At 65.1% G+C, this 25,343-nt stretch carries 28 protein-coding genes and 1 tRNA gene; 20 read left to right on the forward strand and 9 right to left on the reverse strand.

The features are described from left to right. From AB7F41_RS10460 to AB7F41_RS10525, 14 genes are all read left to right on the forward strand, one after another. Positions 1 to 1,626, forward strand: a 1,626-nt coding sequence (locus AB7F41_RS10460) for a peptidyl-prolyl cis-trans isomerase (protein WP_428406569.1), incomplete at its 5' end; no start/stop codon positions are given. Then, positions 1,623 to 3,152: an anthranilate synthase component I gene (gene trpE / locus AB7F41_RS10465; RefSeq protein WP_428381843.1), complete on the forward strand. Its 1,530-nt coding sequence runs from the start codon at positions 1,623 to 1,625 to the stop codon at positions 3,150 to 3,152. The genes AB7F41_RS10460 and trpE, both read left to right, overlap by 4 nt. 47 nt (positions 3,153 to 3,199) lie before the next feature. After that, complete coding sequence (locus AB7F41_RS10470) at positions 3,200 to 3,718, forward strand: DUF6163 family protein (protein WP_428381841.1); 519 nt, start codon at positions 3,200 to 3,202, stop codon at positions 3,716 to 3,718. A gap of 215 nt (positions 3,719 to 3,933) precedes the next feature. Beyond that, positions 3,934 to 4,434 carry a transcriptional regulator LdtR gene (gene ldtR / locus AB7F41_RS10475; RefSeq protein WP_428381904.1) on the forward strand — a complete coding sequence of 167 codons (501 nt, stop codon included), beginning with the start codon at positions 3,934 to 3,936 and terminating at the stop codon, positions 4,432 to 4,434. Between the two features lie 150 nt (positions 4,435 to 4,584). Next, the gene (locus AB7F41_RS10480; RefSeq protein ID WP_428381839.1) at positions 4,585 to 5,697 is read left to right on the forward strand and encodes a site-2 protease family protein; all 1,113 of its coding nucleotides are present in this window, start codon (positions 4,585 to 4,587) and stop codon (positions 5,695 to 5,697) included. Between the two features lie 60 nt (positions 5,698 to 5,757). After that, positions 5,758 to 6,372 carry an anthranilate synthase component II gene (locus AB7F41_RS10485; protein WP_428381837.1) on the forward strand — a complete coding sequence of 205 codons (615 nt, stop codon included), beginning with the start codon at positions 5,758 to 5,760 and terminating at the stop codon, positions 6,370 to 6,372. Positions 6,373 to 6,443: 71 nt separating this feature from the next. Then, a complete protein-coding gene (gene trpD / locus AB7F41_RS10490; protein WP_428381835.1) occupies positions 6,444 to 7,466 on the forward strand; it encodes an anthranilate phosphoribosyltransferase in 1,023 nt (340 codons plus the stop codon). 123 nt (positions 7,467 to 7,589) lie between these two features. After that, the gene (gene trpC, locus AB7F41_RS10495) at positions 7,590 to 8,429 is read left to right on the forward strand and encodes an indole-3-glycerol phosphate synthase TrpC (RefSeq protein ID WP_428381833.1); all 840 of its coding nucleotides are present in this window, start codon (positions 7,590 to 7,592) and stop codon (positions 8,427 to 8,429) included. Continuing rightward, the gene (moaC, locus tag AB7F41_RS10500) at positions 8,374 to 8,910 is read left to right on the forward strand and encodes a cyclic pyranopterin monophosphate synthase MoaC (RefSeq protein ID WP_428381831.1); all 537 of its coding nucleotides are present in this window, start codon (positions 8,374 to 8,376) and stop codon (positions 8,908 to 8,910) included. Before trpC ends, moaC begins: the two co-directional genes overlap by 56 nt. A 68-nt stretch (positions 8,911 to 8,978) precedes the next feature. Continuing rightward, positions 8,979 to 9,905, forward strand: a complete 927-nt coding sequence (locus AB7F41_RS10505; protein ID WP_428381829.1) for a hypothetical protein — start codon at positions 8,979 to 8,981, stop codon at positions 9,903 to 9,905. Then, entirely contained in the window at positions 9,902 to 10,087 is a 186-nt protein-coding gene (locus AB7F41_RS10510; RefSeq protein ID WP_428381827.1) for a hypothetical protein, read from the forward strand. The genes AB7F41_RS10505 and AB7F41_RS10510 overlap by 4 nt, the downstream gene beginning before the upstream one ends. A 7-nt stretch (positions 10,088 to 10,094) precedes the next feature. Further along, positions 10,095 to 11,297, forward strand: coding sequence for a molybdopterin molybdotransferase MoeA (locus tag AB7F41_RS10515; protein ID WP_428381825.1), 1,203 nt, complete (start codon positions 10,095 to 10,097; stop codon positions 11,295 to 11,297). A 91-nt stretch (positions 11,298 to 11,388) separates the two neighbouring features. Then, positions 11,389 to 12,087, forward strand: coding sequence for a phosphatidylserine decarboxylase (locus AB7F41_RS10520; protein ID WP_428381824.1), 699 nt, complete (start codon positions 11,389 to 11,391; stop codon positions 12,085 to 12,087). 7 nt (positions 12,088 to 12,094) lie between these two features. Next, positions 12,095 to 12,946: a CDP-alcohol phosphatidyltransferase family protein gene (locus tag AB7F41_RS10525; protein ID WP_428381822.1), complete on the forward strand. Its 852-nt coding sequence runs from the start codon at positions 12,095 to 12,097 to the stop codon at positions 12,944 to 12,946. Between the two features lie 3 nt (positions 12,947 to 12,949). On the opposite strand, the gene AB7F41_RS10530 is transcribed toward AB7F41_RS10525, so the two are convergent. Both AB7F41_RS10530 and AB7F41_RS10535 read right to left on the reverse strand, forming a co-directional pair. Beyond that, complete coding sequence (locus AB7F41_RS10530) at positions 12,950 to 13,150, reverse strand: PIN domain-containing protein (RefSeq protein ID WP_428381821.1); 201 nt, start codon at positions 13,148 to 13,150, stop codon at positions 12,950 to 12,952. Next, positions 13,147 to 14,298, reverse strand: coding sequence for an alpha/beta hydrolase (locus AB7F41_RS10535; protein WP_428381819.1), 1,152 nt, complete (start codon positions 14,296 to 14,298; stop codon positions 13,147 to 13,149). Before AB7F41_RS10535 ends, AB7F41_RS10530 begins: the two co-directional genes overlap by 4 nt. Positions 14,299 to 14,594: 296 nt before the next feature. Here AB7F41_RS10535 and pqqB point away from each other — a divergent pair, with 296 nt between their 5' ends. From pqqB to AB7F41_RS10555, 4 genes are all read left to right on the forward strand, one after another. Beyond that, positions 14,595 to 15,524 (forward strand): pyrroloquinoline quinone biosynthesis protein PqqB, encoded by a 930-nt coding sequence (pqqB, locus tag AB7F41_RS10540; RefSeq protein WP_428381818.1) that lies wholly within the window; start codon positions 14,595 to 14,597, stop codon positions 15,522 to 15,524. Then, entirely contained in the window at positions 15,521 to 16,291 is a 771-nt protein-coding gene (gene pqqC / locus AB7F41_RS10545) for a pyrroloquinoline-quinone synthase PqqC (protein WP_428381816.1), read from the forward strand. The genes pqqB and pqqC overlap by 4 nt, the downstream gene beginning before the upstream one ends. Next, positions 16,284 to 17,759, forward strand: a complete 1,476-nt coding sequence (pqqE, locus tag AB7F41_RS10550; protein ID WP_428406570.1) for a pyrroloquinoline quinone biosynthesis protein PqqE — start codon at positions 16,284 to 16,286, stop codon at positions 17,757 to 17,759. Before pqqC ends, pqqE begins: the two co-directional genes overlap by 8 nt. A gap of 231 nt (positions 17,760 to 17,990) precedes the next feature. Beyond that, complete coding sequence (locus AB7F41_RS10555; protein WP_428381812.1) at positions 17,991 to 18,395, forward strand: flagellar export protein FliJ; 405 nt, start codon at positions 17,991 to 17,993, stop codon at positions 18,393 to 18,395. Here AB7F41_RS10555 and AB7F41_RS10560 read toward each other — a convergent pair. The 4 genes from AB7F41_RS10560 to AB7F41_RS10575 are packed head-to-tail and all read right to left on the reverse strand — an operon-like array spanning position 18,392 to position 21,829. Then, positions 18,392 to 18,970, reverse strand: coding sequence for a hypothetical protein (locus AB7F41_RS10560; protein WP_428381811.1), 579 nt, complete (start codon positions 18,968 to 18,970; stop codon positions 18,392 to 18,394). The genes AB7F41_RS10555 and AB7F41_RS10560 overlap by 4 nt on opposite strands. Beyond that, a complete protein-coding gene (locus AB7F41_RS10565) occupies positions 18,961 to 19,800 on the reverse strand; it encodes a DUF692 domain-containing protein (RefSeq protein WP_428381809.1) in 840 nt (279 codons plus the stop codon). Before AB7F41_RS10565 ends, AB7F41_RS10560 begins: the two co-directional genes overlap by 10 nt. Beyond that, positions 19,784 to 20,707: a TIGR04222 domain-containing membrane protein gene (locus tag AB7F41_RS10570; RefSeq protein WP_428381807.1), complete on the reverse strand. Its 924-nt coding sequence runs from the start codon at positions 20,705 to 20,707 to the stop codon at positions 19,784 to 19,786. The genes AB7F41_RS10565 and AB7F41_RS10570 overlap by 17 nt, the downstream gene beginning before the upstream one ends. A 9-nt stretch (positions 20,708 to 20,716) precedes the next feature. Next, complete coding sequence (locus tag AB7F41_RS10575) at positions 20,717 to 21,829, reverse strand: COX15/CtaA family protein (RefSeq protein WP_428381805.1); 1,113 nt, start codon at positions 21,827 to 21,829, stop codon at positions 20,717 to 20,719. Between the two features lie 183 nt (positions 21,830 to 22,012). Between AB7F41_RS10575 and AB7F41_RS10580 the strand changes: the two genes are divergently transcribed. Together AB7F41_RS10580 and AB7F41_RS10585 are read left to right on the forward strand one after the other, a co-directional pair. Continuing rightward, positions 22,013 to 22,591, forward strand: a complete 579-nt coding sequence (locus AB7F41_RS10580) for a MerR family transcriptional regulator (RefSeq protein WP_428381902.1) — start codon at positions 22,013 to 22,015, stop codon at positions 22,589 to 22,591. A 46-nt stretch (positions 22,592 to 22,637) separates the two neighbouring features. After that, positions 22,638 to 22,715: transfer RNA gene (locus AB7F41_RS10585), tRNA-Pro, on the forward strand. An 80-nt stretch (positions 22,716 to 22,795) separates the two neighbouring features. Here the strand turns inward: AB7F41_RS10585 and AB7F41_RS10590 are convergent. From AB7F41_RS10590 to AB7F41_RS10600, 3 genes are all read right to left on the reverse strand, one after another. Beyond that, positions 22,796 to 23,839: a tyrosine-type recombinase/integrase gene (locus AB7F41_RS10590; RefSeq protein ID WP_428381803.1), complete on the reverse strand. Its 1,044-nt coding sequence runs from the start codon at positions 23,837 to 23,839 to the stop codon at positions 22,796 to 22,798. A 5-nt stretch (positions 23,840 to 23,844) separates the two neighbouring features. Continuing rightward, the gene (locus tag AB7F41_RS10595; RefSeq protein WP_109026432.1) at positions 23,845 to 24,090 is read right to left on the reverse strand and encodes a helix-turn-helix transcriptional regulator; all 246 of its coding nucleotides are present in this window, start codon (positions 24,088 to 24,090) and stop codon (positions 23,845 to 23,847) included. Between the two features lie 181 nt (positions 24,091 to 24,271). Continuing rightward, the gene (locus AB7F41_RS10600; protein WP_428381801.1) at positions 24,272 to 25,303 is read right to left on the reverse strand and encodes a major capsid protein; all 1,032 of its coding nucleotides are present in this window, start codon (positions 25,301 to 25,303) and stop codon (positions 24,272 to 24,274) included. Between the last annotated feature and the right edge of the window lie 40 nt (positions 25,304 to 25,343).

Here is a 25,343-nt window from a genome sequence, read left to right on the forward strand (position 1 = left end):
CGCCTGATCACCGAAGTCGCACTCGATCAGGAGGCGGGGCAGCTCGGATTGGCGATGAGCGACGAGACTGTTCAGCGTCTGCTGGCGTCGGAAAAAGTGTTTCAGGGCGCCGACGGCAAATTCGACGCCATGCGCTTCAAGCAGATCGCCAACGACGCCGGCTTCAGCGAACGCGGCTTCCTTGCCGATCAGAAGAACGCCTATCTCCGCAAAACCCTCACCGACATCGTCGTCGCCGGAGTCGAGCCGCCGAAGTTGATGGTCGAGGCGATTCATCGGTTCCGCAATGAATCGCGCACGATCGAATATTTCGTGCTGCCGCCGTCGCTGGTCGGCGCCGCCGCGACGCCGTCGGATGAAGAGCTCAAGAAATACTTCGACGAGCGCGAGCAGACCTTCCGCGCCAAGGAGTATCGCAAGCTGACGACGCTGGTCGTCAGCCCTTCCGCCATCGGCAAACCGGACAGCGTTTCGGCTGAAGAGGCGCGCAAGCTCTACGACGAGGTGAAATCGAAACGCTATGGGACGCCGGAAAAGCGCGATGTTCGGCAGATCGTCTTGAAGTCCGACTCGGAAGCCGAAGCCGCGCTCGCCAAGCTGAAGGCGGGCGCGGATTTCGACGCGCTGGCGGCCGAGCTCAAACTCAATCCGAAGGACATCAATCTTGGCCTGGTCGAACAGCGCGACTTCGGCGACGCCGCGGTCGGAGCGGCGGTTTTTGCGCTGTCCGCGCCGGGGCTGACCGAGCCGGTCCATACAGCCTTCGGGACCGTCGTGTCTCAGGTCAAGAGCATCACCCCCGCCGTCTACAACAAGACCTTCGAGCAGGCGGAGCCGGAGCTGCGCGCGGAAATCGCAGCACAACGCGCGACGCCCGAAGTGCGCAAGCTCCATGAACTCATCGAGGATCAGCGCGCCTCCGGCAAACCCCTCGCCGAAGCCGCAAAGGCCGCGGGACTGGAGACGCAAGTCTTCGAGGCCGTCGACGACGCCGGCAATGATCGCAGCGGCAAGCCGATCGCAAGCCTCCCGTCCGGACCGGACCTCGTCAAGGCGGCTTTTGCGTCCGACATCGGCGTCGACAACGACACCGTCGCGACGCGTGACGGCGGCTACGTCTGGTATGAGGTCGAAGGCATCGAGCCGGCGCGGCAGAAAACCTTCGAGGAAGTGAAGGAAGCGGTCGCCGACGCCATGCGCAGCGAAGCGGCGCAGAAGGCGCTCGCGGCCAAGGCGGACGAGGTCGTCGCCAAGCTGAACGCCGGTCAGTCGATCGAAGAGGTCGCCAAGGAGCTCGGGCTTCAGGTTCAGCGCGCGAATGACGTCAAGCGCGAAGCGCGGCCCGATTTCAACACCAACGTCATTGTCCAATTCTTCGATGTCGCGCCGCGCAACGCCGGCTCCGTCGTCGTCGACAATGGACGGCTTGTGTTCTTCGTTCGCGACTCGAAGACGCCCGTCTTCGACCCGAACTCGATCGAGTCGAAGACCATCGCGCAGCAGCTCAAGCCGGCGTTGAACAACGACTTGCTGGAGCAATATGTCGGCGGTCTGGAGAAAGCGCTCGGAGTCGACATCAATCAGCGAGCGCTCCAAGCTGCGACCGGAGCGGAACGCGACAGGTGAGCGGCGCGCTGTTCGAGCCTGATTTCGACGCCTTCGGCGCCGATTACGGGGCCGGTCGGCCGCAGCTCGTCGTCACGCGCCTCGTCGCCGATCTCGAAACGCCGGTCTCCGCCTATCTCAAGCTCACGCGCGACCAGCGCGGGGCGGCGTTTCTGCTCGAATCCGTCGAAGGCGGCGCCGCGCGCGGCCGCTATTCGATGATCGGCCTCGATCCCGACGTGATCTTTCGCGCGGTCGGCGACAGAGCGGAAATCAATCGCGCCGCGCTCGACGATCCAGGCGCCTTTACGCCCTGCGAGGCGGCGCCGCTCGTCGCTTTGCGCCAGCTCATCGCCGAGTCCGCCGTGCCGCTGGCGGTCGGAATGCCGCCCATGGCGGCAGGCGTCTTCGGCTATCTCGGCTATGACATGGTGCGCCAGATGGAGCGCCTCGCACCAGCCAAGGAAGACAGGATCGGCGCGCCTGACGCGCTTCTCCTGCGGCCGACGGCGATGATCGTCTTCGACACGGTCCGTGACGAAATATCTATCATCACGCCCGTTCGCCCGAAAGCGGGCGTGGCGGCGAAGGCGGCCTATGAGGCGGCGCTCGTGCGTCTCGACAAGGTTGTCGCAACGCTGGAGGCGCCGCTGGAGCATCGCGACGGCGGGGCGGATGCGCATCTTCTCGCCGAGGAGCCGGTTTCAAACACGCCGCAGTCGCGCTTTCTGGAGATGGTCGAGCGCGCCAAGGAATATATTCGCGCCGGCGACATCTTTCAGGTCGTGCTGTCGCAGCGGTTCACCGCGCCGTTCGCTCTGCCCGCCTTCTCGCTGTACCGCGCGCTGCGCCGCGTGAATCCGGCGCCGTTTCTCTGCTTTCTCGATTTCGGCGAATTCCAGATCGTTTGCTCAAGTCCCGAAATTCTCGTGCGCGTCGCCGACGGCAAGGTGACGATCCGACCGATCGCGGGCACGCGCTGGCGCAGCGACGTGAAGTCGGAAGACGAGCGTCTGGCGGCCGACCTTCTCGCCGACGAAAAGGAACGCGCCGAACATCTCATGCTGCTCGATCTCGGTCGAAACGACGTCGGTCGGGTGGCGCAGACCGGCACGGTGCGCGTCACTGACAGCTTCGCCATCGAGCGCTACAGCCACGTGATGCACATCGTCTCCAATGTCGAAGGCGAACTCGACGCGCGCCACGATTGCATCGACGCGCTTGCCGCAGGTTTTCCTGCAGGCACTGTGTCCGGCGCGCCGAAAGTGCGCGCCATGGAGATTATCGACGAGCTCGAAACCGACAAGCGCGGCATCTATGGCGGCTGTATCGGCTATTTCGGCGCCGGCGGACAAATGGACACCTGCATCGTGCTGCGCACGGCCATCGTGAAGGACGGCAAGATGCATGTGCAGTCCGGCGCCGGCGTCGTCTACGACAGCGAACCCGAATATGAACACCGCGAATGCGTGAACAAGGCGAAAGCGCTGTTTCGCGCCGCCGAGGAAGCGGTTCGCTTCGCGACGCGCGCGCGGCGAAGTCAGTAGCCATTCCGCGATAGCGCGCGGACAGCGAAAGGGCGACGGCGCATCTGATGGACGGCCCAACGATCTACGACGACGGCGACGATCCCTATCGCGCGATCCGCGTCGGCGAGCCGAATGGCGGCGACACGGCGAAATGGGGCGCGCTGCTGTCGCGCTTCATGCGCATCGTCGCCCTCTTCTGGCTCGTGCAGGGTTTGATGCAATGGCGGATCATCCTCGCCGCCGAACGTTCGATCTTCGAAACCATGCCGCAGAGCGCGGCCTTCGCCATCATCTTCTTCGCCGTGCTCGATCTCATCGCCGGCGTGGGTCTGTGGCTGGCGACGCCGTGGGGCGGCGTCTTGTGGCTGCTCGTGGCGAGCGCGCAGATTTTTCTCACGCTCAGCATGCCGGGGTTTTTTGTCGGCGGCTATTGGCTGATCAGCGTCAACGCCGTGCTGATCGCCATGTATTTCGGTCTGACCTTTGAGGCGGGACGCGACGTCGAAGCGCTGCGCATGCGCGAACGCCGCCGTCGCCGCAGATTTGACAGAAAATCGTCGAAACCTTCCGAGCCGCAGAATTGAAGCGCCCGCGCGCGATCGGCCACAAGGAAACGTTAGCGTAAATTGAACCTTTCGGTTCATCTCTCATTCACCGCAAACGGCCCTATCGGGGTAAACGGCCGATTCAGGCTGTTGTTTAAGCCGCCTTTCATCTGCCTCGATCTAATTTGATTTCATCGAAGGCCGAACAAGAGATGCGGGATGCATCCGCTGTGATGGAGAAGACGATGAGCGCCATGACGAACACCGCCCCTCAGATCCGCGAGGAGCGCGCCAGCGAGATCCAGCCGGTTTATCTCGAAGCGCTCACGCTCGTCGAACGCCTTCACCGTCGTCTGCTCGACGTCATCAAAGATGAGTTTGACCGCCGCGATCTCGGCGACGTCAATTCGGTGCAGGCGCTGCTGCTCTACAATATCGGCGACAAGGAGCTGACCGCCAGCGAGTTGCGCACGCGCGGCTATTATCTCGGCTCCAATGTGTCCTACAACGTCAAGAAGCTGGTCGAGACCGGCTATATGCATTACGCCCGGTCGCGCCTCGATCGCCGCTCGGTGCGCATCAGCCTGACCCCCAAGGGCAAGCAGATCCACGACATCATCGCGCAGCTTTACGAGAAGCACGCGCGGACGGTCGAGCAGATCGGCGGCGTATCCTGCGACGAGTTTCGCAATCTGAACACCTCGCTTTCGCGCCTGGAGCGCTTCTGGACCGACCAGGTCCGTTACCGCCTCTGACGCGACCTTCGATCCTTCTCGTCTCTCTCCTGTCGCCGGCAAGCGCCTTAAGGCCGCTTCGCCGGCGCTTTTCGTCTCCGCGCCGCTCTAGCGCGGGCCGCCCCTCAGTCCTATGTTACCGGCTGTTAACCACGACCGCGGGATGCCCAGATGCGATGGTCCCTCACGATCGGCTCCTTCAAGGGAACCGCCGTGCGCATTCACGTCACGTTTCTGCTCCTGCTGGGCTGGATCGGCTTTGCTGCCTATCAGCGCGGCGGCGCCATCGCGGCGCGAGACAGCGTTCTGTTCATCATTGCGATCTTCGTGTGCGTCGTGCTGCATGAGTTCGGCCACATATTGACCGCGCGGCGCTTTGGAATCGTCTCGCCCGTGATCACGCTATTGCCGATCGGCGGCGTCGCGGACATGGAAAAGATGCCCGAGAAGCCCGGTCAGGAGCTGCTGATTGCGCTCGCCGGCCCGGCGGTCAATGTCGTGATCGCGATCGCGCTGATCCTGTTTCTGGGCGCGGTCGACGTCTCCGACGCCATCAAGATCGGCGATCCGTCCGTCAATCTCCTCAAGCGCCTGGCGGCGGTGAATATTTTCCTCGCTGCGTTCAATCTGATCCCGGCCTTCCCGATGGACGGCGGCAGGGTGCTGCGGGCGGCGTTGTCGATCTGGATGGGGAAGGAGCGCGCCACGCGCATCGCCGCGCAGATTGGCCAGGGCTTCGCTTTTCTCCTCGGCTTCCTTGGATTGTTCGGCAATCCGCTGCTGCTCTTCATCGCGATTTTCGTCTATATCGCGGCGGCGGGCGAGGCGCAGATGACGTCGATGTCGGAAGCGGCCCGCGGGCTGAAAGCCGCCGACGCGATGGAGACGCGCATCGCCGTGATCGATCGCGCTTCGACCGTCCGCGAAGCGATCGACATTCTCCTGGCGACGTCGCAGGACGAATTCCCGGTCGTTGACGCCTCGCGTCGCCTGAACGGCTTCCTGTCTCGCGCAAATATCATCGAAGCCTTACGGGCGTCCGACCCGGGCGCGCCGATCGCGCCTTTCGTGCGCCAGGAGCCGCTGACGATCGACGGCCGCGAGACCATCGACGCCGCCCTGCCCAAGCTCACGGGCGGAGAGGCGGTCGGCGTCACCGACGCCGAGGGGCGGCTGCTGGGGCTTCTCACCCGCCAGTCGCTGGCCGAGATCATGATGATCAAAGACGTCAGGCCCGACTGGCGCTTCTCGCCGCGCAACGAAAGCCCGCCAACTGTTGCCTAAGGCCGCCCGGCGGCCTATTGCAACTCTCTGACCCGCGCAGGAGCGCCGAACCGCAGCCGAATGTCCAACGTCACGCTCATCGACAATTACGACAGCTTCACCTTCAATCTGGTCCATTATTTCGGCCAGTTGGGCGCGAACGTCACCGTGCATCGGAACGACGCCGTGTCGGTCGCCGAGGTGCTGGCCGGAGGGCCCGACGCGATCGTGCTGTCGCCCGGCCCGTGCACGCCGCATGAAGCGGGCATCTGCATGGACCTGATCTCGGCCGCCGCCGAGACCGTGCCGATCTTCGGCGTCTGCCTCGGCCATCAGTCGATCGGCGAAGTGTTCGGCGGCGACGTCATTCGCGCGCCGCTGCCGATCCACGGCAAGATGGCGACGATTCTGCACCGCGGCGACGCCGTATTTCGCGGCATCGAAGGACCTTTCCAGGCGACGCGCTATCACTCGCTGATCGTCAGCCGCGACACGCTTCCCGAGTGTCTGCAGATCACCGCGGAGACGCCGGACGGCCTCATCATGGGCCTGTCGCACAAGACCCTGCCGACGCATGGCGTGCAATTCCATCCCGAGAGCATCACCTCGCAGCACGGCCATAAGATCCTGCAGAACTTCCTCGACCTCGCGCGCGAATGGAACGAGGGGCCGCGGCGACGCGAGAAAGCGGCGTGAAGGCCCCCGTCGAGATCGGCCATCCGCCCTCCGCTGCCGGTCTGGCGCACGCTGATCGGCGCTGAACTGCGGTGAGCGAGGATTTCAAATCCTATCTCGCGGCGCTGGCCTCGGGCGCGCCGCTCGCCCGCGCCGAGGCGAAAGCGGCGTTCTCCCTGGTTTTCCAAGGCGGCGCCACGCCGGCGCAGCTTGGGGCCTTTCTGATGGGCCTGCGGCTGCGTGGCGAGACGATCGACGAAATCATCGGGGCCGCGGAAGCGATGCGCGCGGCGATGACGGGCGTCGAAGCGCCGCCCGGGGCGATCGACATCGTCGGGACCGGCGGCGACGGCGCCGGCACCTACAATATTTCCACTCTGGCGGCGATCATCGCCGCCGCCGCCGGCGCGATCGTCGCCAAACACGGTGGCAAGGCCGCCTCCTCGCGCTCGGGCGCATCAGACGTTCTCGGCGAACTCGGCGTGAAGGTCGGGATTTCGCCCGACGCCGCGCGCGCGTCGCTGCGGGACGCCGGAATCTGCTTCATGGCCGCGACCACGCACCATCCGGCCATGCGTCACGCCGCGGCGACGCGAAGCGAACTCGGCGTGCGCACGATCTTCAATTTGCTCGGTCCCCTGTGCAACCCCGCGCGGGTCGAGCTGCAGACGATCGGCGTCTTCTCCCGCGACTGGCTCACCCCCCTCGCCCGCGCGCTTCGCGAGCTCGGCGCGAAACGCGTCTGGCTGCTGCACGGCGACGACGGGCTCGACGAAGCCACGACGACCGGCGTCACCCATGTCGTCGCGCTCGAAGACGGGAAGATCCGGAGCTTTGAACTTTCGCCGGAGGACGCGGGATTGCCCCGCGCCACGACGCAGGAGCTTGTTGGCGGCGACGCGGCGCATAACGCCAGAGCCTTGCGCGCCGTTCTCGACGGCGCGAAGAATCCCTACCGAGACGTCGCGGTCCTGAACGCCGCCGTGGCGCTCGTCGTCGCCGGATGCGCCGCAAATCTGCGCGAAGGGGCGGCGCTCGCCGAATCCGCGCTCGATTCCGGCGCCGCGCGCGACAAGCTCAATGCGCTGATCCGCTGCTCCAATCGAGACGCCTGATCGGCCTTCGTCGCCGATCGGGATAGGATTGCGCCCGGTTATCGGCTATTCATGGGCAGCCGGCAGTCGGCGGAACGAATTCGAGCGAGGCGGTCGCGGCCCGCCTTCGCCGCAGGCAAGAAGATGACCGACATCTTAAGAAAAATCGAAACTTACAAGCGCACCGAAATTTCCGAGGCCAAGGTGCGCATGCCGATGGCGACCCTCGAACGGCAGGTGCGCGATCATGATCCTCCGCGCGGCTTCGTGCATGCGATCGAGCAGAAGCTGAACGAGCGGCGCATTGCGCTCATCGCCGAGATCAAGAAGGCAAGCCCGTCAAAGGGACTGATCCGCCCGGACTTCGATCCCCCGAAACTCGCGCGCGCCTATGAAGCGGCTGGCGCGGCCTGTCTTTCGGTGCTGACCGACACGCCCTCTTTCAGCGGACGGCTCGAAGATCTCGAAGCGGCGCGCAAGGCGACCCATCTGCCGGCGCTCCGCAAAGATTTCATGTTCGATCCTTATCAGGTCTATGAGGCGCGCGCGTATGGCGCGGATTGCATTCTCATCATCATGGCCGCAGTCGACGACGACGAAGCGCGGGCGCTGAACACCGCCGCGCATGATCTGCGCATGGACGTGCTCGTCGAAGTGCACGACGACAAGGAGCTGGAGCGCGCCTTGAAGCTGGAGACGCGTCTGATCGGCGTGAACAACCGCAATCTCCACGACTTCAAAGTGTCGCTCGAAGTGAGCGAAAGGCTCGCCGAGAAGATTCCGCGGGACAGGATCATCGTCGCCGAAAGCGGGATCGCGACCCATGACGACTGCCTGCGCCTCGAGAAGTCGCATATCTTCGCCTTCCTCGTCGGCGAAAGCCTGATGCGCAAGCACGACGTCGAATCGGCCGCGCGCGAACTCCTGTATGGCGGCGCGGCCCATCAGAATTCGGGCGCGCATCAGTCACCCGCCGGCGCATGACGTGAGCGCGCTGAGTCATATCGGCGCCGCCGGCGAAGCGCATATGGTCGACGTTTCGGCGAAGGCCGAGACGTCTCGCGTGGCGATTGCGCGCGGCTGCGTGGCGATGGCCCGCGAAACGCTGCGTCTCGCTCTCGAAGGCCAGGCCAAGAAGGGCGACGTTTTCGGCGTCGCCCGCATCGCCGGCGTCATGGCGGCGAAGAAGACGAGCGACCTGATTCCGCTCTGCCATCCCCTCCCCTTGTCGCGCGTCTCGGTCGAGATCGCGCCCGATGAGGCGTTGCCGGGCCTTCGGGTGAGCGCCGAAGCCTCCGTCACCGGCAGGACCGGCGTTGAGATGGAGGCGCTGACGGCCGTTTCTGTCGCCTGCCTGACGATCTACGACATGCTGAAGGCCGTGGATCGCGGCATGCGCATCGAAGGCGTCGAACTCGTCGAAAAGCGAGGCGGCAAGTCCGGCGACTGGCGACGCGCCGAATAATTCGACGGAGGCCGCGCGGCTCTGTATCGTCGTCCATGACATATTTGATGATTGGTGGAGGCGCCGCCATGCGGCTTTTATTTTCCGCCGTTGCGTTGCTGCTGCTCACGAGCGCGCCAGCCCTCGCCGAACGCGCGAGCGAATGCCGACGCCAGTGCGGCGCCGACGCGGCCTGTTATCGGCGCTGCATGGGAACCGCCTATCGACCCTATTCCGGCTGGAGCGGCCGGCATCGGTCCCGCGCCTACAGGCGCGTGCCGTCGTCGTTCAGCGCGCCGCAGACCATCGCGCCCTCGGAGGCGAGCGGCGACATTGGCGGACGGCCAAGCATCTTGGGCACGGCCTACGACTATCTCTACGCGCCCGGCGCAGAGTCGGCGGGCTACGGCCTCTATTCCTATGTGATCCTGCCTCGGCCAAATGACCGCGCCGTCGCCTTTCTGCGCGAACTCGTCGGCCGTTTTCCGGCGGCGTCGGACGTGGCGGAGTCCAAGGCGCGGATCAATATCCTCTACATTCCGACCAAGACGGGCGCGCGCGGGCAGGCCGCCTTTCCCGCCGACGTCGAGCCCGCCGTCGTCAAGACCTTCCTGAGCAGAAACTATGATTTCGCTATGGCGCAGCGACTGCTGTTCCATTTATGCGACAGGCCGGCACCGGCGGTGGCGCAGCTTTGCGCGAACGATCTTTCCGGCGGTCCCTATCTCCTCACCTACGCAACCCGGATCAGCGATCTCTCGCCCCTGCCGCCGCCGTTTCTATTCGTCGATCTGACCAATGTGCGTCCGCGCGCCTTTCCCTTGTTCGTTGCCGCCTACGCGGCTCAGGTCAAACGCCCCGAATTCGCCGACGGCGCAAGGCTCGCCGATTTCCGGCTCCAGCTCGCCAATATCATCCTGACCGCCGCCGATTGGGTGGAGCCTGTCAGCGCGGCGGTCGCCGACATCGCGCATCTCGTCGAGGCGCAAAAAAGCGGCGGGGAGGCGCCGAAATGAAATTTTCCCCTGCCCGCATCGTCGCGGTTTTTTTGCTGGCGCTCGCTCTTGGCGCAGCGTTCTCCTTCGCCTATCCCACCCTCGACATTGACGCGGCGCTTGCGACGGTGATCGTGCTCGTCGCGCTCGCGGTTGAAAGCCTGATCGCCTTCCTTTACCGCCGCGTCGCGAACCGGGGATAATTTTCGCGTGGATCAGCTTCTATCCGTTTCCGACGCCCTAGCGCGCGTGCTCGCCGGGGCGTCTCGGCTTGGCGAAGAGTCGGCGCCGCTGGCGCTGGCGCGCGGCCGCACGCTCGCCGCAGACCTCGTCGCCCGCCGCTCCCAGCCGCCGGTCGCCGTCTCGGCGATGGACGGCTTCGCGCTGCACGCCGCCGATCTTGCGGCGGCGCCGCTGCGCATCGTCGGCGAAAGCGTCGCGGGCTGCGCGTTCGAAGGCGCGCTCAAACCGGGCGAAGCCATTCGCATCTTCACCGGCGCGCCCGTTCCGCCGGGCGCGGACGCGATCCTGCTGCAGGAAGACGCCCGCGTCGCGGACGGCGTGCTGACTGCGAGCGCCCCGCCCGGCCCGCATATTCGCGGCGCCGGCCTCGACTTCCGCGAAGGCGCGGTCGCGCTCTTCGCCGGCGCGCGCCTTGGTCCCGCCGAACTCGCGCTTGCCGCGGCGATGAACCATGCGGCGGTCCCCGTCGCCCGACGCCCGCGCGTGGCGATCATCGCTTCGGGCGACGAGCTCGTGCCGCCGGGCGCCGCGCCAGGCCCGGCGCAGATCATCTCCTGCAACAATCTGGCGGTCGCCGCCATCGCCGAAGACGCCGGCGCCGAAGTGATCGATCTCGGCATTTTCAGCGACGATCTCGCAGAACTAGAACGCGGCATTGGCCTCGCCCGCGATGCGCGCGCCGACGTTCTGGTGACGCTCGGCGGCGCGTCAGTCGGCGATCGCGACCTCTTGCGGCCGGCGCTGGCGCGTCAGGGCATGTCGCTCGACTTCTGGAAAATCGCCATGCGGCCGGGCAAGCCCCTGATCCACGGCGCGCTCGGCGACGCCCGCATCCTCGGCCTGCCCGGCAATCCGGTCGCGTCTTTCGTCTGCGCGCTGGTGTTCCTTGCGCCTCTTCTGCGCGCCCTGCAGGGCGATCCCGACGCGGGAGCGGACCGCAGCGACGGGGCGATCGCAGGGAGCGACCTCCCCGCCAACAAGGGGCGGCGCGACTATATGCGCGCGCGGCTCGCCACGGACGAAAACGGCCGACTTGTCGCGACGCCGCAGCCGCTGCAGGACTCGTCGCTCTTGACCGAGCTGACGCAATCCCAGGCGCTGCTGATCCGCGAGCCGGGCGCTCCCCGCGCGGCGAAGGGAGACCCTTGCCGCATCCTACGGCTGCCGTGATCCGATCGGTCGCGCGCGCCGTGACTTTGGCGCTGCAACATGCCAAAGGAAGCGCGCGCGCTGAACGGAAGCGCGAGAAAAGCAGGCCCGCATGTCGATCATTGATTCCGTCCGTAAGTCGCTCGTCCCGATCCATCCGGAAGGCTATGTCTTCATTGCCGGCTTCGCCGCCGTCGCCTTCCTGCTCGACTGGCTGTCGCCGACGCTCGGCTGGATCGGCTTCATCGCCACCGCCTGGTGCGCCTACTTCTTCCGCAATCCGCCGCGGGTGACGCCGCTGCGCGAGGGGCTCGTCATCGCGCCCGCGGACGGCGTCGTCAGCGCCGTCGGCTTTTTTCTGCCGCCCGCCGAACTCGGACTGGGGGCCGAGCCGATGCAGCGCATCTCCGTGTTCATGAGCGTCTTCGACGTGCATGTGAACCGCGCGCCGATCACCGGCCGCATTTCGAAAATCGCCTATAAGCCGGGCCTGTTTCTCAACGCCGATCTCGACAAGGCCAGCGAGGACAATGAGCGCAGCGGCATGGTCATCGACGCCTCCTTCGGACGGTTCGGCGTGGTGCAGATCGCAGGCCTCGTCGCCCGGCGCATCGTCGGATTCGTCAAGGAAGGCGAACAGATCGGCGTTGGCGACCGCTTCGGCCTCATTCGTTTCGGCTCGCGCGTCGACGTTTACATGCCGTCATCTGCGCGGCCCATGGTGGCTGTCGGTTCGCGCGCCATCGCCGGCGAGACGATCCTCGCCGACATGACCGCCGGCGCCGCCGCGCTGACCTTCAAGGCGGGTTGACCAAACGATGGATGATCCCTTCTTTTCAGGGCGCGATGCGCAAGAGGGATCGCTGACTCCCTCGGAACGGCGCCGGCTGCGTTTTCGCAACATTCCGCTGCGCATCGTCCTGCCGAATCTCGTGACGCTCCTCGCGCTGTCGATGGGATTGACCGCGATCCGCTACGGCATCGAAGGACGGTTCGAGACGGCCGTCACCGCGGTGATGGCGGCGGCGGTGCTCGACGGACTGGACGGCCGCCTGGCGCGCGCTCTCAAGGGCACGTCGCGTTTCGGCGCTGAGCTCGATTCGCTTTCGGATTTCGTCGATTTCGGCGTTGCGCCGGGCCTGCTGCTGTATCTCTGGACGCTGCACGAAATCAAAGGACTCGGCTGGTTCGCCGTGCTCGTCTTCGCCATCGCCTGCGCGCTGCGTCTCGCCCGCTTCAATGTGACGATCGACGATCCTTCGAAGCCCGCCTGGCACGCCGAATTCTTTGTCGGCATGCCGGCGCCTGCGGGCGCGGTGACGGTACTCTTGCCGCTCTATCTGCATTTCTCGGTCTTGGAGCTGCCGGCCTCCAAGGCGATGACGCCCTTCTACATCGTTTATGTGCTGGGGATCGCCTTTCTCATGGCGAGCCGCATTCCGCATTTTTCCGGCAAGCGCATCGGGCGCATCCCGCGCGATCTTGTCATTCCGGTGCTTTTCGGCGTGGGCGTGACGGCGCTGCTGCTGGCGATCTATCCGATGGAGTTGCTCGCGGTGCTGAGCATCGCATTCCTCGCCGCCATTCCGCTCAGCGTGCGGCGTTACAACAAGCTGGCAAAGGCCGAGGCGGAAAGGGCGGCGCCGACAGGGGCGTCGGAAGCGCCGTAGCGCCTATGATTTGATCTTCGCGACGAAGAGCACGTCGGGCAAATCCTTGAAGTGCGCGTCGCATGTCAGGACATCCGCGCCATAATGCAGCGATGTGGCGTAGACGATCGCGTCAGCAGTGGCTAGATGATGTTTGGAGCATAGTTCCGCAGCGGCGAGCGCGATTTTCGTGTCGAGCGGCGCCACTACGCAAAGCAAGCTCATCGCGCCGCGAGCGGCGGCAGCGGCTGCGTCTCGATTTTCTGATTGAGAGGCGCTGGCGCGGCTTCAGGCGCAGGCGGCGGCTCGGCGCCACGCGCATCGATGACGGCCTGAGTCTCCGCTTCCCCCGGCCGCGGCGCCGTCAATTGCGCGCCGATCTTGCGCACCACGTCCGGCGCTTCGGCGAAGGCGCCGTGACCGACGAAATCCGTCGAGAATGACGATATGTCGTGCACGGCGACGCCGAGCCGATCGAGTTCCGCCTTGTCTTCGGGATTAGTCGGATTCATCGCGCCCAGTCGCGGACGGTCGCCGGCGATCCGCGACGAGAGCGACAGCGCGCGATCATTGTTGGCGACGAAGATCGAGACATGCCGGGGATCGACGCGCGCGACCTGTTGCCGGAAGACATTCAGATCGATGTCGGGCGCGGCGAGCATGACCTCGCCGAGCTTTCCGTCAAGATCCTGATGGCCCGACTGCGCGACGCCCCGCAGCGTCTCCATCGTCAGCCACGCGCCCATTGAGTGGGCGAGCACATGGATGCGCCCCACGCCCGGCGTGCGCGACAGATCGACAACGAGCTTTTCCAGCGCGTCGCGCGAGACGGTGGCGGCTTCCTTGTCGGATTCGTAGTTGAACAATCCGCCCCGGGAATTCCAGGCAAAGAGCGCGGGAACGCCAGAGAAGCGTCCGTCGGCGACGATCTGCGCCAGCCGGTAGCGCGCCTCATCGACGCCGGTGTTGAAGCCATGCACGTAAAGCAGCACGTCGCGCGAATTGCCGACGCGGCCGGAGACGTGCGAGGCGACTTCGCCGTAGAACTCCTGCTCGTCCATGTTGCGCTTCGACAGCACTGTGAAGTGACGCCGCTGATCGGCGCCGCCGAAGCTTGGCCGCTCGACATTGCCGGGGCGGTGATTGAGCGGAACGCCGATCGACGTCAGCGAAAAATGCGCGCGCCCGTCATCCTTGGCGCCTTCCGAACGCCGGGTCGAAGCGACGAAAAGCGCGACGTCCGCCGGTTCGCCTTCGGGCCCAGCGACGAGCGACACGGCGTTGCCGACATGGCCGTCCACCATGCGCATGCCGTCCGACACGCAGCCGGCAAGCGACGCCGCGGCGAAAAGCGCGCATAAGCGCGTCAGCATGTGCCTCCAAACGTTTCGCAAATTGATCGGCTCGATCCAGCGCCTGCTCGGAACTGCGTTCCTCTCGCGGCGCGCTTCGACCTGAGGCGCCTCGTCCTCTTCGCGCCTATTTGTGGCCCGAGAAAGCGACGAAACAGGGGCGACGCGCCCGCCGCAATTGGGAAAAAGTCTCGACATTTCATGACGGCGCGCAAATCGGTCGCACTTGCGCGAAGGCGGACCGCCTGCGCATAGTGCCAAGAAAACAACGTCAGGGAGAGCCGACGCCACGGCCCACAGCCGCGTCGGAAATGCAAATGCGGATCATAGTCTTGGGATCGGGCGCCGGCGGCGGCTTCCCGCAATGGAACTGCAACTGCGCCAATTGCCGCGCGGTTCGCGCGGGAACGCCGGGCTTCGTGCCGCGCACGCAGTCGTCGTTGGCGGTCAGCGCTAATGGCTCCGACTGGCTGCTGCTCAACGCCTCGCCGGATCTACGACAGCAAATCTCCGCCACGCCCGAGCTTGCGCCCGGACCCGACGACGGTTTGCGCGCGAGTCCGATCAAGGCGGTGGCGCTGACCAATGGCGACGTCGATCATGTCGCCGGCCTGCTCAATATGCGCGAAGCGCAGCCCTTCAGCCTGTACGCCGCCGGGCGCGTGCTCGATGCGCTCGGCGCCAACCCGATCTTCACCATCCTGCAGACGCCGCTCGTGCCGCGCATCGAACTGCACATGGGGGAAGCCGTCCCCGCTACCGGCGCAGGTCTCGATCTCGGCCTCGCCATCCGCGCGTTCCCGGTTCCCGGCAAGATCGCGCTCTATCTCGAGAACGCGAACGCGCCAAATTTCGGGACAAGCGCCGGCGACACGCTCGGGCTGGAGATCATCGAAGCAGAGACGGGCCACTCGTTCTTCTACATTCCGGGATGCGCCAAGGTGGATGCGTCGCTCGCCGATCGCCTTCGCGAAGCCAAGCTTGTCTTCTTCGACGGCACGCTGTTTCACGAAAACGAGATGATCGAACAGGGCCTGCTCGGCAAAACCGGTTCGCGCATGGGCCATATCAATGTCAGCGGCGACGACGGCTCCATCGCCGCTTTCGAACCGCTCGACGTGCAGCGCAAAATTTACGTGCACATCAATAATTCCAATCCTCTGCTCAACGAGTTCTCGGAAGAATACGCCATCGCGCAAGCCGCCGGCTGGGAAATCGCTGAGGATGGCATGGAGGTGAATCTGTGAACGAGATCGTAGCCATTGATTGGCGTGACGCCGCGCCGCTTGCCCGCGACGAATTCGAAGCCGCGATCCGCGCCGTCGGCGCCGAGCGCTATCACGACAAGCATGAGTTTCATAAGCTGCTGCACGGCGGCAAGCTCGACAAGGATCAGGTCGCCGCCTGGGCGCTCAACCGTTACTGTTATCAGGAGGCGGTGCCGCGCAAGGACGCCGCCTTCATGAGCCGGGTCCACGACCGCGATCTGCGCCGCGAGTGGATCCATCGCATTCACGATCACGATGGCCTCGGCGATGAAGGCGGCGGCATCGAACGCTGGCTCGTGCTGACGGACGCGCTCGGCTTTTCGCGCGATTACGTGACGTCTCGCCGCGGCGCCCTGCCGGCGACGAAATTCGCCGTCGAAGCCTATGTGCGCTTTGTCGTCGAGCAGCCGCTCACGGTCGCGGTCGCGTCTTCGCTGACCGAGCTTTTCGCGCCGTCGATCCATCGCGAACGCATCGTGGGAATGCTGGAAAACTACGACTTCGTCGACGACCATGTGATGGCCTATTTCAAGCGCCGACTGACCCAGGCGCCGCGCGATTCCGAATTCGCGCTAAGCTACGTGCTCGACAACGCCAGAACCCGCGCCGAGCAGGAAGCCTGCGTCGGGGCCGTGCGGTTCAAATGCGACGTCTTGTGGGCGCAGCTTGACGCATTACATCACGCTTACGTCACGCCTGGGCTGATCCCGCCCGGCGCATGGCGTCCGGGAGAAGCGAATGTCTGAGGCGCCAGCCGCGCGGTTCGTGATCGGCCCCGACTCGCGTCCGGGCTTCACGCGCTACGCGCGGCTGCACGACGACCGGGCGCGTTCTCGAACCGTCATTCTCGCGCCCGAGCGCGCCTATGAACTCGATCAGATCGGGCTGATCGTCCTGCGCGCGATCGACGGCGCGACGCGCGTCGCCGATCTTTGCGCGAGTCTCGCGCAGCAATACGCCGCCCCGCTCGACGTCATCACGCGCGACGTCGCCGCGCTGCTGCAGGGCCTCGCCGACAAGCGGCTGCTGCGCGACGGCAAGGATGCGTTTGCGGCGCTGCCGCCCTCCCCCTTCGCCTCGTCGATCGCGCCATTCGCGGGCGGGCCCGCAGGGCTGCTCGCGGAACTCACCCATCGTTGTCCGCTGCAATGCCCCTACTGCTCCAATCCGCTCGAGCTCGAGCGCCCGAATGTGGAGCTGACCGCAGACGAATGGGGCGAGACGTTCCGTCAGGCGGCGTCGATCGGCGCTCTGCAGCTGCATCTTTCCGGCGGCGAACCGACAGCGCGACGCGATCTTGAAGCGATCCTCGCGCATGCGGTGGACGCGGGGCTCTACACCAATCTCGTCACCTCCGCCGTGCTGCTCACGCGCGAGCGTTTGCAACGTCTCGCCGAGATCGGCCTCGATCATGTGCAGGTCTCCGTTCAGGACGTCGTTCCCGAAAGCGCCGACCGCATCTCTGGCTATCAAGACGGCGTCGCCAGAAAGCGCGACGTCGCCCGATGGACGCGCGAATTCGGCATGGGATTGACGATCAACGCGCCGATGCACCGACAGAACATCGCGCATCTGCCGCAGATCATCGATTTCGCCGTCGAGGTCGACGCGCAGCGCATCGAGATCGCGCATATTCAGTATTACGCGTGGGCGCAGGTGAATCGCGCCGCGCTCATTCCGACGCGCGAAACCTTTATGGAAACGGTCGGAATCGTGGACGAGGCGAAAAAGCGTCTCGCCGGCGTGCTGAATTTCGATTTCGTCATCTATGATCATTACGCCAAGCGGCCCAAGGCCTGCACGGGCGGCTGGGGACGATCGATCATGGCGGTGACGCCGTCGGGCAAGGCGTTGCCCTGCCACGCCGCGCAGACCTTGCCGGGACTGAGCTTCGACAATGTGCGCGATGCGCCGCTCGCCGAGATCTGGCGCAACGGCGCGGCCTTCAACGCCTTCCGCGGCACGGAATGGATGAAGGAGCCCTGCCGTTCCTGCGACCGCCGCGAGATCGACTTTGGCGGCTGCCGGTGTCAGGCTTTCGCGATCGCCGGCGACGCGGCGGCGACGGATCCTGCTTGCCATCTCTCGCCCGACCATGCGCGCTTCGCCGCCTATGCCGAAGTGGAGTCGCGCGCCCCGGCGCCGGACTTCGTCTATCGCCGCTATGGCGGCGCCGCGGCGGCGCCTGCGCGCGCCAAGGAACCCGCCGTCTAGCAGCTGACCGAATGCCCGCGTGCGCAAGCGTCACGGCGAGCCCGCCGGGCGACGCGTGCGCCGGGAAAGCGCGCCCCGCGCTCAAGGCGATGCAAAGAAGACACACTGCGGCGCCGGCGTTCAAGAAATTCGATTTCGGTAAGAAAAGAGCAACTTCCGCGGGGCATATTAAGCCTTGTCTCGCGGAGTTAAGGATTTGTTTCGTATAAGTCGCGTAACGGAGCTTGTCGCATGAAATCGCGGGATACGCTTGTCCGTCTCAAACGGTTCCAGGCCGAGGAAAAACGTCGGCGCGTCCTCCAACTCAATGCGATGATCGCCGAATTCACGCGTATGGCCAATGAGCTCGAACGCGAAATCGGCCATGAAGAGCAACGCGCGAACATCACCGATCTGAACCACTTCGCCTATCCGACCTATGCGCGGGCGGCGCGCGGGCGGCGCGACAACATCGTCGCGTCGATCTCCGAATTGCGAACGCAGCTCGAAGACGCCGAGGCGCAGTTCAAAGAGGCCAGCGACGACCTCGCCAAGGCGCAAAGCCAGGAGTCGCGGGATCGCGGCGCCGAGCGCATGATCGACGTGGTCGTCGAACGGCGCCATGCCGAAATGCCGCAAGCGTTACGCCGCGCTTAGATCCTGAAAAGCGTCCAGCGCAGCCTGCCGCCGGAACGGCGGGCCCACACGCCCAGCGTTTTTCGGCGCCTTGGGCTGACCTCTTCGCCTCTCGCGAGGCCCTTCGCGATTGACGCGACGTCGAAGCCGAACCGTCGAAGGAACAACGCTGCGCCTGAACCTCCGGCGTCGACAAAGGCGAGTTCGAAGCGCGCGAGATCGCCGATCCAGTCGGGCTCCAGCTCGCGCCCCGCGACCCCTAGGTCTAGAAGCGCCGACAGCGCCGCCGCGTCGGCGCGATGTCTTTCGTCCCGCGCGACGCTGCGGATCGCCTTGCGGAAAAGTCCGTCGAATTGATCGCCCAATACGCGCGCCGTCAGCGGCAGCGCCTTGCGCGCATAGAGCGCGCGCTTACCGATCAGGCTCTGCGCAAAGGCTTCCATTTCGCGGGGGTCGATCGCGACGAGGCGCTGCGTGTCATGCATGCTCAGACCCAGCCGAGTCGCCACGGCGATCGGCGACTCGAAGAATTCGCGACGCAGATCGTCGTCTGTGAAAAGGCGCGCCAGCAGCGCCTGCATCTCGGCTAAGGCCATCGCCCCGCTTCCGTGAGCGTCGATCGGGCGCGCGCCGCCTCGTCGAGAAGTTCGCCGAACGGCGGAATGTTTTCGTCGCGCTCGAGAATGACCGCCTTGACCGGCGCGCGCGCGACGATGCGATCGAAGAGCGTCCAAACCGCGTCGCTTGTCGCCGCGTCGTGGCTGTCGATCAGCATGCCGTTGCGTTCGCGGCCGCCGGCGTAATGGATTTGCACGAGCCTGTCCCATGGCCAGCGCTCGAACGTTGCGTCGAGATCGCCGCCGAAGTTGCTCGCATTCACATGCATATTGGCGACGTCGCACAGCCAGCCGCATCCCGTCGCCTCGAGCGTGCGCGACAAAAATTCCGCCTCGTCCATTTCGCCGCCCGGAATGCGAACGACGGTGGTGATGTTTTCCAGGATCAGCGGCGTCCTGATGCGCCTGCGCACGGCCTCGACGTTGCGCGCGACGACGTCGATCGTCTCCTGCGTGTAGGGCAGCGACGCAAGATGGCCGATGCTGACGCCGCCGGCGCGCGTGAAGCACAGATGGTCGCTCCACCAGGGCGGATCGATCCGCTCGATCAGCGCGGCGATCTTGTCGAGATTGCGTGAATCGAGACCCTCCGCGCTTCCGATCGAAAGATCGAGGCCATGCGCGACGAGCGGGAAATGCGCTTTCAGAAGCTTGAGTTCGTCGAGCTTCTCGCGCGATGCGTCGAGATAATGATCCGCAATGATCTCGATGAAATCGATTTGCTCGCGATGCGCGAAGAGATCGGCGCGAAACTGCGGGCGATAGCCGAGTCCCGAGCCGAGCGCGGGCGCGTCAATCGCCGGCGCCACAATCGCTCGCCCCGCCATCGCCGCAACTGCCGCCGCAGCTCGTTCCACAGTCGGCGCCCTGGCTCCCGGAGCCGCGGCTGAAGGCCTCTACGAACATCGCCTCCGTCGTGCCTTTGAGCGGCGCGAATCCAAACAGGCCGATGAGAAACAGCGCGGCGCCGTGGAAGGCGCGCGCCTCCGGTCCGGGCGAACCGATGTGCGCGATCGCCTCCTTCAAGCGTCCGCCGTAAGCGAGCCGCATCGCTTCGAGATAGGCGTGGCCGCGACGGCTGGCGTGCGTTCTGGTCATCACATAGGCCAGCGCAAACAGCGCCGCGAGGGACGCGCCTGCGAGAAAGACCAGATAGGCGACATTCGCCGGGCCCCTCACCCATTCGACATAGATTTTCGCCAGCGCCAGACCGACGATGATCAGCGTTCCGCCGATCTGCGCGCGCCGGCGCCAGATCTTCACCGATTCGGGCTTGATCAGCTCCTCCGCCGCGAGGCGCGCGCGAACCGGCGCGAGTTCAACCAGCAGCCGCCGCCGCAGACTGCGGTCTTCAAACAGCGTATGCGCCTTCGGCTTCGACCGAACAGCCTCGAGCAGACGCGTCTCCATGGCGTTGAGTTCGCCCGGCTGCGGCTGCTTTTCTGTGGGGATCACGTGATCCTCCGCGGCGAGCGCGACGAAGCCGCGCTGCGCAAGGTCATAGATCAGCGTACGAATGACCTGATTGACGCCGCCCTGCAGGAAGGCGACCTCCATCGCGTCGGGGTCTTGCGGCACGGGCGGCGGCGCACGACGATCCGTGCGATCCGCAAAGCGGATGCAAAGATACGCCCCCGCCAGCACGAGGATGACGACAAGCCCGAACACGTTGAGAAATTCAGGTCCGGGAAGATCGAGGATCGGAAGATTCTGCACGTCGTCGCCTCAATGCGTCATGGCGTCTTGCGCAAGGCGTCGCGCCTGCAGCGTCGCGACGGCCAGGACCGCCATGCCGATCGCCTGATGCGCCAGCGCCAGCCCAATATGCGGCGCGCCGGAGAATGGCGGCTCGACCAGCACCAGCGTCGCAATTCCAAGCGCGATCTGCATCAGTACATGGCCGAACAGGATCATGGCGCCGCGCCGCGCCCGTCCCTCCGCATTCATCCAGGCGTCGAGAAGATGTCCGAGCGCCAAAGCGAGGATCAGATAGGCGATCATCCGATGGAAGAATTGCACGGTGACGGGATTGTCGACGAGGTTCGTCCAGACCGGCTCCAAGCGCCACAGGACGTCGGCCGGCGGGATGAACGCGCCGTCCATCAGCGGCCAGGTGTTGTTGACGAGGCCGGCGCGCAATCCGGCGACGAGGCCGCCGACGAAAATCTGCAGAAAGACGACCGCGAGGATTGTCAGCGCCACGGCCTTCAGCCGGCCCGCGCCCTCATGCACGAAAGAGGCGGCGCGCGGGCCGAGGCCGCCGGCGACCCATAGACAGGCGGAAAAGATCAGCGCGGCGAGCAACAGGTGAATCGCGAGACGCTCCTGCGCCACCTCGACGCGATTCACGAGGCCGGACGCGACCATCCACCAGCCGACGCCACCCTGCAGCGCGCCGAGCGCAAGAATGCCGAGAAGCTTTGGCTTCACCGAGCGCGGCAGGCGGCCGGTCGCCCAAAACCAGATCATCGGAACGGCAAAGACGACGCCGATCAGCCGCCCGAGCAGACGATGCGCCCATTCCCAGGCGTAGATGTATTTGAACCCGGCGAGATCCATGTCCGGGAACAATTCCTTATATTGCGGAATCTGCTTGTATTCGTCGAAGGCCTCCTGCCACTCCTGCTGCGACAGCGGCGGCAGCGCGCCGGTGACCGGCTTCCACTGCACGATGGAGAGGCCTGATTCGGTGAGACGGGTGGCGCCGCCGACAATGACCATCAGAAAGACCAACGCCGCGACGAGCCACAGCCAATTGCGCACCGCCAGGGCGTTCGCCTCGTTGGCGTGGTGTCTGATCGCCGGGACTGGATGAGGAAAATGCAGCCAATCTTCCATGAGACGCCAAGGGTTGGGAGCTGGATGACGGCGGTCAGTTAAGGGATGCGGCGGCCGCTTGTCCACACCCCCGGGCCAGCTTCCGCAGGCAGGTCGATTTTTGGCTGATGAGAGCGCCGGCGGATGTATGAATAGCCTGTCTTGGAGTCGAGGGGCCAGGTGACGGGCAGAACCGAAGAAGCGATGCGCACGATTGGCGAGGTCGCGGCGAGTCTCGACCTTCCGGCGCATGTGCTGCGCTTCTGGGAGACCCGCTTCAAGCAGATCAGCCCCTTGAAGCGCGCCGGCGGACGCCGCTTCTACCGTCAGCGCGACATCGAGCTCGTGGTCGCGATACGCCAGCTGCTCTACGACGAAGGCTATACGATCAAGGGCGTGCAGCGCATCCTGAAGGAACAGGGGCCGGAAGCGGTCATCGCCGGCGCCGGACGGCGCGGTCCAGAGCCGCCAACGGCCGAGAGGCCCCTCCCCGTCGAAGACGGAGCGGTCGACGCGCGGATCGGCGCGGCGCGAGACGAAGCGGTGGCGCGCCTCCGGGGGCTCTCGGCCGACGAACGCGACGCGCTGCGCGCGCACGACCCCGATCTCGATGACATTGATCGCCAGAGCGCGGCGCCGGTCGTCGAGATCGAAGAGCGGCTCGACCAGGCGGCGGCGTCCGCCGAAGCGCGCGAACGCCATGAGGCGCAGGCGCGCATCCTGCGCGACGTTCTTGCGGAGATCGAAGAATGCATGCGCCTGCTCAAGCTTACCAAAGGATAGAGCCGGCGTTGCCAGCGCAACGCGGCCTCACTATAAGGGCGCGAGTCGGAGTGTAGCGCAGCCCGGTTAGCGCACTTGTCTGGGGGACAAGGGGTCGTGGGTTCGAATCCCGCCACTCCGACCATTTCCATTTTGACTTCCTTTGCTTTCAGATGCTTACGCGAAAATTTGTCAAACCTTTCGCCTCGGTTTGACAATTTTTGTTCACTCTTCCCCCTTCCCTCCGAACGCCTGGACGATCTTTGCGCTCGCCGCTTTGGCGAGCCGCGCCTTCTCCGCCTCGCGCGTGTAGCGCTCGATCTCGGAGAGCGTCCTGTGACCGGTAATCGACGCGATTTCGTGCGTCGTGCACCCCGCCTCGGCGAGACGTCTCGCAGCGGCCTTGCGGAGGCCGTGAAGCGACAATTCGTCCGAAAGGCCCGCGGAGCGCACCGCCTCGCGGAACCAGTTGCCGAGGCCGGCGGGCGTGAAAGGCGCGCCGATCGACGTCGCAATGAACGTCAGCCGGTCGCGAGACAGAAGATCCAGGGCGGCGCGCAGCTCAGGAACGATCGGGACCGCGACCGCGGCTCCCGTCTTCGATTGCTTCAAGTTGATCGCGCCGCCGGCGACGTTTCGCCAGCCGAGCCGAGCGAGATCGCCCCGGCGCTGGCCGGTCCCGAGCGCAAGCTCGAATGCGAGGCGCTCGCGGGAGCCGAGCGGCCAGCGAGCGCGAAAGGCGCCAATGTCGTCCTCGCGCCACGTGGCGAAGCCCTCGCTCTTATGGCGGAAGCGCTTGATTCCGAACGCCGGATTGTCCGGCCGCATCTCTTCGGCGACGGCGTGATCCATGAGAAGGGAAATCATGCCGAGCAGCCGGTTCGCCGCGTCCGGCGTAGCCGCCTTGGCGGCGATGATCGCGCGAACGTGGCGCGCCTGCATTCCTGCGACGCTCTTGTGACCGTGCTCCTCGCGGAACCGTTCGACGATGTTGCGATAGACGCGCGCCGTCGAGGGCCGCAAAGACGTGAACCCCGACGACTTGTAGTAGCTCACGATCAGAGCGTTCATCGTGCCGGGGATCGTCCGAGCCGCGCCCACCTCGAGCGGAGCGCCTTCGCTTGCTGCCTGATAGGCTGCGAGAAACTCGGCGCCCCCGTAGGGGCCGGGAAGAGCGATGCGCTTGTGGCCGGGCTTGCGAAAATAGAAGCGCAGCCGGCCGTGGCGATCGATGAATCTTTGAACGAACGGAAAGTCCTTGCGGGGCATGGCGGCTAGTCCCAGTCGGATGGCGCATTCGGCGCCGCGCCATCGTAAGGGAGATCGTCAACCCGCGCGTCGAGGTCGCGCGCGTCCCACGCTTTCACGGCCGAGCCGAGGCGCTTTGGCGGCGGGAGAGCGCCCGATCTCACGAGCGCGTCGAAGTGAGCGGGGGAAATGTCGAGATAGGCGGCCGCGCGCTCGCGCCGCAGCAACCGCGGCGTGATTCCCAAACGTCGACGATTTTCCGCAACCGTCATGACTCATACCATCCGAGTTTAGGTTCCATGCGCCCCGCCGCTACATCCGCGGTCGAGGCGCATGGGCGATCTCCCGGTCTTGCGAGATTGAGCGCTTCCGAGGCTCCCGGAGACCCCGCATGGAAACTCCCAGATTACGCTCGCGTGAATCCGCTCGCGAGTGATGCGATTTGCAAAAACATCAGGTGCGACGCCCCTGATGCAACGCCTGCGGCATAGTGCACACCGGCAACGGATAGGAGTAGACTTCGACATTCGCCCATGCGCCGCGATCCCTGTCGACGACGATGCGCGAGTAAAACTCCTTGCCGAGTTGTCCGAGGTCTTCGAAGCTTTCGCCGGGCGACATCGCCCAGCGGAAGACGCCCGCGCCGACCGGAAAGAACTTGCACTTGTCGGCTCCGACCGTGAGCGACGTGCCATCATCGGTGCCGCGATAGTTGATGAAATCGATGTTGCCGTAGTTGAACGTCGAGTAGACGGCGCCGAGGCCGTTACGCAGCCATGCGCCAGCCTGGTCCGACCGGTTTTGATATGTGGCGATGATTTCGGGGTGAGCCGTCAAATCGTCCCAGAACTCGTCGCCACACAGCCCCACGATGCGCTGCGGTTCGCCCACGCCTTTCAGGCCTTTCAGAATTGAGCGAGTGACCTCATTGCACTTTTTTCTGACCGCGCCAGACGCCGGAGAAGCATTGTCGAGGTCAAAGTCGACTTCTGTCGGAATCGACTGTCCAAATTCCGCCGCCCAATCGTAAATCGTCGAACCGTCTGCGTCCTTGACATGGCCGAGCACCGCGCCCATGCGCAGATTTTCCATGGTGAGACCCATGTTGCGTTTGATCTTAAACTGACGCCGCGCGACTTCGGTCGTAAGCTGTTTCACTTCTGTCTCAGAGCCCCACTCGCGGATTCCCAAGAGAGCTGACGCATCGATGCGCGAGACGTCGGCGACGCGCACTGTCTTGAAAGCGCGGGCGTTGCGCAGATCGTCGACCGTATAATGAGGCGGCGCGCCGCGCGGCGACGTCTGCAAGATGACCGCTCCGGTGTCGCGACCTTCGATCCAGATTTCCTTAGTGCGAACAGGGTCCATCTCGAAGAGCCCGGGGATCGAGCCCAGCAGGCGCGGCACATGGTCGAGCTTGTCGACGGCGGCGGTGAGCGAGGTCGCGGAAAAGGCGTCCTCGTTAAATACGTCCATCGTGATCATGGGGAGAACCTTTCCTGCGATTGTCTGTTAGCGAATGACG

Source organism: Methylocystis sp., from assembly GCF_050251305.1.
Taxonomy (GTDB): domain Bacteria; phylum Pseudomonadota; class Alphaproteobacteria; order Rhizobiales; family Beijerinckiaceae; genus Methylocystis.

Excerpts from the sequence above, each read along its gene's own strand:
- AB7F41_RS10575 (WP_428381805.1), bottom strand. The coding sequence starts at position 21,829 with ATGGAAGATTGGCTGCATTTTCCTCATCCAGTCCCGGCGATCAGACAC.
- AB7F41_RS10520 (WP_428381824.1), top strand. The coding sequence starts at position 11,389 with ATGTCGATCATTGATTCCGTCCGTAAGTCGCTCGTCCCGATCCATCCG.
- AB7F41_RS10580 (WP_428381902.1), top strand. The coding sequence starts at position 22,013 with ATGCGCACGATTGGCGAGGTCGCGGCGAGTCTCGACCTTCCGGCGCAT.
- AB7F41_RS10535 (WP_428381819.1), bottom strand. The coding sequence starts at position 14,298 with ATGCTGACGCGCTTATGCGCGCTTTTCGCCGCGGCGTCGCTTGCCGGC.
- trpC (WP_428381833.1), top strand. The coding sequence starts at position 7,590 with ATGACCGACATCTTAAGAAAAATCGAAACTTACAAGCGCACCGAAATT.
- AB7F41_RS10530 (WP_428381821.1), bottom strand. The coding sequence starts at position 13,150 with ATGAGCTTGCTTTGCGTAGTGGCGCCGCTCGACACGAAAATCGCGCTC.
- pqqB (WP_428381818.1), top strand. The coding sequence starts at position 14,595 with ATGCGGATCATAGTCTTGGGATCGGGCGCCGGCGGCGGCTTCCCGCAA.
- AB7F41_RS10595 (WP_109026432.1), bottom strand. The coding sequence starts at position 24,090 with ATGACGGTTGCGGAAAATCGTCGACGTTTGGGAATCACGCCGCGGTTG.
- AB7F41_RS10600 (WP_428381801.1), bottom strand. The coding sequence starts at position 25,303 with ATGATCACGATGGACGTATTTAACGAGGACGCCTTTTCCGCGACCTCG.
- AB7F41_RS10470 (WP_428381841.1), top strand. The coding sequence starts at position 3,200 with ATGGACGGCCCAACGATCTACGACGACGGCGACGATCCCTATCGCGCG.
- AB7F41_RS10510 (WP_428381827.1), top strand. The coding sequence starts at position 9,902 with ATGAAATTTTCCCCTGCCCGCATCGTCGCGGTTTTTTTGCTGGCGCTC.
- AB7F41_RS10525 (WP_428381822.1), top strand. The coding sequence starts at position 12,095 with ATGGATGATCCCTTCTTTTCAGGGCGCGATGCGCAAGAGGGATCGCTG.
- AB7F41_RS10480 (WP_428381839.1), top strand. The coding sequence starts at position 4,585 with ATGCGATGGTCCCTCACGATCGGCTCCTTCAAGGGAACCGCCGTGCGC.
- AB7F41_RS10555 (WP_428381812.1), top strand. The coding sequence starts at position 17,991 with ATGAAATCGCGGGATACGCTTGTCCGTCTCAAACGGTTCCAGGCCGAG.
- AB7F41_RS10590 (WP_428381803.1), bottom strand. The coding sequence starts at position 23,839 with ATGCCCCGCAAGGACTTTCCGTTCGTTCAAAGATTCATCGATCGCCAC.
- moaC (WP_428381831.1), top strand. The coding sequence starts at position 8,374 with ATGGCGGCGCGGCCCATCAGAATTCGGGCGCGCATCAGTCACCCGCCG.
- AB7F41_RS10505 (WP_428381829.1), top strand. The coding sequence starts at position 8,979 with ATGCGGCTTTTATTTTCCGCCGTTGCGTTGCTGCTGCTCACGAGCGCG.
- pqqE (WP_428406570.1), top strand. The coding sequence starts at position 16,284 with ATGTCTGAGGCGCCAGCCGCGCGGTTCGTGATCGGCCCCGACTCGCGT.
- AB7F41_RS10485 (WP_428381837.1), top strand. The coding sequence starts at position 5,758 with ATGTCCAACGTCACGCTCATCGACAATTACGACAGCTTCACCTTCAAT.
- AB7F41_RS10560 (WP_428381811.1), bottom strand. The coding sequence starts at position 18,970 with ATGGCCTTAGCCGAGATGCAGGCGCTGCTGGCGCGCCTTTTCACAGAC.
- ldtR (WP_428381904.1), top strand. The coding sequence starts at position 3,934 with ATGACGAACACCGCCCCTCAGATCCGCGAGGAGCGCGCCAGCGAGATC.